Below are 5,769 nucleotides of genomic sequence, written 5' to 3'. Positions count from 1 at the left end.
GGCACTACCTATCTTCCCGGCCCGTCTCCAGGCAAGTATTTTCGGCGCAAGTGAGCTTAACTGCCGTGTTCGGAATGGGAACGGGTGGACCCTCACCGCAATCAGCACCAACTACTTTTCTTCAGAAAGAAAAGTAAGCAAAAGAAACTTTACAAAACTTTCTTCTCCTTACCGTTCTTCCCAACGACAAGTTATTATATTCATTTTTTCAAAAAATGTCAAGTAAAACCTTAACGAAACTTCACTGGTCTCCACCGAGCATACACACCCGGTAAAGATGGTGCGCCTTCACGGATTCGAACCGGAAGACCCACTGATTAAGAGTCAGTTGCTCTACCAACTGAGCTAAAGGCGCATATAACCCGTCAAAAATGGTGACCCGTGCGGGAATCGAACCCACGTTTGCGGCGTGAGAGGCCGCCGTCTTAGCCGCTTGACCAACGGGCCATATGGTGCGCCTTCACGGATTCGAACCGGGGACCCACTGATTAAGAGTCAGTTGCTCTACCAACTGAGCTAAAGGCGCATACAAGAGTCTACACCTTCAAAACCGAACAATGTGAAGAAGAAGTTGAGGACAAGCGCCTGCACAATCATGTTAAGGTCAAGCCCTCGGCGGATTAGTACCGGTCAGCTGCACACGTTGCCGTGCTTCCACCTCCGGCCTATCAACGTCATAGTCTACGACGCGCCTTACTCCTAATGGATGAGAGATCTAATCTTAGGGGGAGTTTCACGCTTAGATGCCTTCAGCGTTTATCTCGTCCGAACGTAGCTACCCAGCTATGCCCTTGGCAGGACAACTGGTGCACCAGAGGTTCGTCCATCCCGGTCCTCTCGTACTAAGGACAGCTCCCTTCAAATCTCTTACGCCCGCAACAGATAGGGACCGAACTGTCTCACGACGTTCTGAACCCAGCTCGCGTGCCGCTTTAATTGGCGAACAGCCAAACCCTTGGGACCGAATACAGCCCCAGGATGCGACGAGCCGACATCGAGGTGCCAAACCTCCCCGTCGCTGTGGACGCTTGGGGGAGATCAGCCTGTTATCCCCAGGGTAGCTTTTATCCGTTGAGCGACGGCATTTCCACGCACATACCGCCGGATCACTAACTCCAACTTTCGTTACTGCTCGACCCGTCGGTCTCGCAGTTAGGCTCGTTTATGCGTTTACACTCACTGCACGGTTTCCGTCCGTGCTGAACGAACCTTTGAGCGCCTCCGTTACCTTTTTGGAGGCGACCGCCCCAGTCAAACTGCCCACCTAACAGTGTCCCCCGACCGGATTCACGGCCGCAGGTTAGAAAACCAGCAAATCAAGGGTGGTATCCCAAGGTTGACTCCACCTAAGCTGACGCCCAGGCTTCCAAGTCTCCCACCTATCCTGTACATGATTTACCGATTTCCAGTATTAAGCTACAGTAAAGCTCCATGGGGTCTTTCCGTCTAGTTGCGGGTAACTGGCTTCTTCACCAGTACAACAATTTCGCCGGGTGGGCTGTTGAGACAGTGCCCAAATCGTTACGCCATTCGTGCGGGTCAGAACTTACCTGACAAGGAATTTCGCTACCTTAGGACCGTTATAGTTACGGCCGCCGTTTACTGGGGCTTCAATTCAAACCTTCGCCTTGCGACTAAGCTCTCCTCTTAACCTTCCAGCACCGGGCAGGCGTCAGCCCATATACGTCATCTTTCGATTTAGCATAGACCTGTGTTTTTGGTAAACAGTCGCTTGGGCCTATTCTCTGCGGCCTGCTCGCGCAGGCTCCCCTTATCCCGAAGTTACGGGGTCATTTTGCCGAGTTCCTTAACAACCCTTCTCCCGTTGGCCTTAGGATTCTCTCCTCATCTACCTGTGTCGGTTTGCGGTACGGGCGCCTTAGTATACCACATGCCTTTTCTCGCCTCTGGACATCAAGGACTTCCCTACTATTTTTCGGTCCCTTACGCCCGGGTCGACCAACGCCCGGGTTCCCCTATTCCAAAGTGTCAGCATGCTTAAAGTTCGGCGGCTACGGAATTTCTACCGTATGTGCATCGACTACGCCTTGCGGCCTCGCCTTAGCTCCCGGCTTACCTTGGGCGGACGAACCTTCCCCAAGAAACCTTAGATTTTCGGCCATTATGATTCCCACATAATTCTCGCTACTCATTCCGGCATTCTCACTCGAATACAGTCCACCGCTGCTCCCGCTGCGACTTCACCCCATATTCGACGCTCCCCTACCCCTGTCTTGCGACAAGCCCAAGCTTCGGTTGCATGCTTAGCCCCGTTATATTTTCCGCGCAGAGTCACTCGACCAGTGAGCTATTACGCACTCTTTTAATGAGTGGCTGCTTCTAAGCCAACATCCTGGTTGTTTTCGCAACTCCACATCGTTTTCCACTTAGCATACATTTGGGACCTTAGCTGTGGGTCTGGGCTGTTTCCCTTTTGACCACGAAACTTATCTCACGTAGTCTGACTGCTAGTCATCAATTAGCCGGCATTCAGAGTTTGATAGGGTTCAGTAACCTTATCGGCCCCTAGCCCATTCAGTGCTTTACCTCCGGTAATCTAAACTAACGCTAGCCCTAAAGCTATTTCGGGGAGAACCAGCTATCTCCGGGTTCGATTGGAATTTCACCGCTATCCACAAGTCATCGCCGGTCATTGCAACGAACGTGCGTTCGGTCCTCCATGGGGTTTTACCCCCACTTCAACCTGCTCATGGATAGGTCACCCGGTTTCGGGTCTATTGCAACAAACTTTATACGGGCTATTAACCCTCGGTTTCCCTGCGCCTCCGGTACTGAATACCTTAAGCTTGCTTGTTACAATAACTCGCCGGACCATTCTACAAAAGGTACCTCATCACCCATTAACGGGCTTTGAGTGCTTGTAAGCACAAGGTTTCAGGTTCTATTTCACTCCCCTCCCGGGGTCCTTTTCACCTTTCCCTCACGGTACTGCTCCTCTATCGGTCATCAGGTAGTATTTAGGCTTGGAGGGTGGTCCCCCCTGTTTCCCACCGGGTTTCACGTGTCCGGCGGTACTCTGGATCCTCACTGATGCAATTCGCTTTTCGCCTACGGGGCTCTCACCCGCTGTGGCTGGCCTTCCCATACCATTCGGCTAAACTATTGCACCGTTATGTGAGTCCACAACCCCAGAGAATAAATCCTCTGGTTTGGCCTCTTCCGCGTTCGCTCGCCACTACTTGCGGAATCTCGGTTGATTTCTCTTCCTCGCCCTACTTAGATGTTTCAGTTCAGGCGGTTCCCCACGTACGCCTATTTGATTCAACGCACGCTGACAGAGTATTGCTCTGCCGGGTTGCCCCATTCGGAAATCTACGGATCAATGCGTATGTGCCGCTCCCCGTAGCTTATCGCAGCTTGTCACGTCCTTCGTCGGCTCCTGATGCCAAGGCATTCCCCTTGCGCTCTTTCTAGCTTGACCTTTCGCAGAACCATCTCCTGGTTCTACGTTATGATCATGAATTATGCAGGCCTCAAAGAGTTCTTAATTGGCTTATTGTTTTTACCCTTCACTAGAACAGCTTTCGCCATTCTATCTTAAAGTTCCACAACATTTGCTATTAATTGCCCTCTGTTGCTTGCTCTCAATACTTTCTTTCACATTGTTCAGTTTTCAAGGTGCAGACCTCTGTCCCTTTCAGGACAGATTTCAGTCCTCAATCTCCATCGAGCACTGAAATCTGTTCTAAATGGTGGAGGTAATCGGACTCGAACCGGTGACCCCCTGCTTGCAAAGCAGGTGCTCTACCAACTGAGCTATACCCCCGCGTCCGGTGTGCCAAGCTCTGCTAAAGCTTCCTTTGCCTTCCTTCTTTCTCCAAAGAAAGAAAGTGGTGGGCCCAAGTGGACTCGAACCACCGACCTCACGATTATCAGTCGTGCGCTCTAGCCAGCTGAGCTATGGGCCCATATGGCGTGCGCCCTCTAAATTAAACAACGTGAAGCGATCCACTCCCCAGAAAAGCCTGACCTTAGGACATTTCGATGAGTACTTCTCCCCATCGAGTTCTCCTTAGAAAGGAGGTGATCCAGCCGCACCTTCCGATACGGCTACCTTGTTACGACTTCACCCCAATTATCGAACCCACCTTCGGCCGCGCCCCCATTGCTGTTAGGCTACGGACTTCGGGTGTTCCCGACTCTCATGGTGTGACGGGCGGTGTGTACAAGGCCCGGGAACGTATTCACCGCGGCATGCTGATCCGCGATTACTAGCGATTCCGACTTCATACAGGCGAGTTTCAGCCTGCAATCCGAACTGGGACGGCTTTTAGGGATTTGCTCCACCTCGCGGCTTTGCTTCCCTCTGTTGACCGCCATTGTAGTACGTGTGTGGCCCAGGACATAAGGGGCATGATGATTTGACGTCGTCCCCACCTTCCTCCGTTTTGTCAACGGCAGTCTCGCTAGAGTGCTCTTGCGTAGCAACTAACAATAAGGGTTGCGCTCGTTGCGGGACTTAACCCAACATCTCACGACACGAGCTGACGACAACCATGCACCACCTGTCTCTACTTTCCCCGAAGGGCACCTTATGCATCTCTGCTTCGTTAGTAGGATGTCAAGTCCTGGTAAGGTTCTTCGCGTTGCTTCGAATTAAACCACATACTCCACCGCTTGTGCGGGCCCCCGTCAATTCCTTTGAGTTTCAACCTTGCGATCGTACTCCCCAGGTGGGATACTTATTGTGTTAACTGCGGCACGGAGGGGGTCAGACCCCCCACACCTAGTATCCATCGTTTACGGCGTGGACTACCAGGGTATCTAATCCTGTTTGCTCCCCACGCTTTCGCGCCTCAGCGTCAGTTAATGTCCAGCAGGCCGCCTTCGCCACTGGTGTTCCTCCCTATATCTACGCATTTCACCGCTACACAGGGAATTCCGCCTGCCTCTCCATCACTCAAGAAGTACAGTTTCAAATGCAGGCTATGGGTTGAGCCCATAGTTTTCACATCTGACTTGCACTCCCGCCTACACGCCCTTTACACCCAGTAAATCCGGATAACGCTTGCCACCTACGTATTACCGCGGCTGCTGGCACGTAGTTAGCCGTGGCTTATTCGTCAGGTACCGTCACTTGCTTCGTCCCTGACAAAAGAAGTTTACAACCCGAGGGCCTTCTTCCTTCACGCGGCGTTGCTGGGTCAGGCTTTCGCCCATTGCCCAATATTCCCCACTGCTGCCTCCCGTAGGAGTCTGGGCCGTGTCTCAGTCCCAATGTGGCCGGCCAACCTCTCAGTCCGGCTACTGATCGTCGCCTTGGTGAGCCATTACCTCACCAACTAGCTAATCAGACGCGAGTCCATCTCAGAGCGATAAATCTTTGGTATCCAGAACCATGCGATCCAGATACATCATGCGGTATTAGCAGCCGTTTCCGGCTGTTATTCCCCACTCCAAGGCAGGTTACTCACGCGTTACTCACCCGTCCGCCACTAAGCATTCCCTTTCGTTGTCCGAAAACTCCGTCAGGGGTGCTCCGTTCGACTTGCATGTGTTAAGCACGCCGCCAGCGTTCATCCTGAGCCAGGATCAAACTCTCAATAAAATGGTATCTAAAGAACTTCCGTTCCTTAAATCATCTTATTGAAGCTTTCCATAGCTTCAAAGAAATTTGTCAAGAGCCTTTCCAAGTCTTGCGACTTTAGAAAGGACCTTAAGTCCTTTTCTGGTGCTTCGTGTTTCTTCTTCACGTTGTTTAATTTACAAGGTGCACGCCGCTCCAGCGGCGGGATTTTGATTGTACCA

5 tRNA genes and 3 rRNA genes are annotated in these 5,769 nt (G+C 51.9%); all 8 read right to left on the bottom strand.

The annotated features are described in order from the left end of the window. A 5S ribosomal RNA gene (gene rrf / locus ABUA09_RS17830) occupies positions 1-112 on the bottom strand; the annotation flags it as partial. Positions 113-278: 166 nt separating this feature from the next. After that, a tRNA-Lys gene (locus ABUA09_RS17825) sits at positions 279-355 on the bottom strand. A gap of 17 nt (positions 356-372) precedes the next feature. Further along, positions 373-447, bottom strand: a tRNA-Glu gene (locus tag ABUA09_RS17820). A 3-nt stretch (positions 448-450) separates the two neighbouring features. Then, positions 451-526, bottom strand: a tRNA-Lys gene (locus ABUA09_RS17815). A gap of 74 nt (positions 527-600) precedes the next feature. Beyond that, positions 601-3,442 (bottom strand): 23S ribosomal RNA (locus ABUA09_RS17810). Positions 3,443-3,711: 269 nt separating this feature from the next. Next, positions 3,712-3,787: transfer RNA gene (locus tag ABUA09_RS17805), tRNA-Ala, on the bottom strand. Positions 3,788-3,852: 65 nt separating this feature from the next. Then, positions 3,853-3,929, bottom strand: a tRNA-Ile gene (locus ABUA09_RS17800). Positions 3,930-4,037: 108 nt separating this feature from the next. Next, a 16S ribosomal RNA gene (locus ABUA09_RS17795) occupies positions 4,038-5,569 on the bottom strand. Positions 5,570-5,769 lie beyond the last annotated feature (200 nt).

Origin of the sequence: Intestinimonas sp. RTP31139st1_F5_RTP31139_211217 (assembly GCF_040226735.1) — a bacterium.
In the GTDB taxonomy this organism is placed as follows: domain Bacteria; phylum Bacillota; class Clostridia; order Oscillospirales; family Oscillospiraceae; genus Intestinimonas; species Intestinimonas butyriciproducens.
The sequence above is the reverse complement of the archived record's forward strand: the minus strand, read 5'-3'. Positions and strand labels throughout refer to the sequence as shown.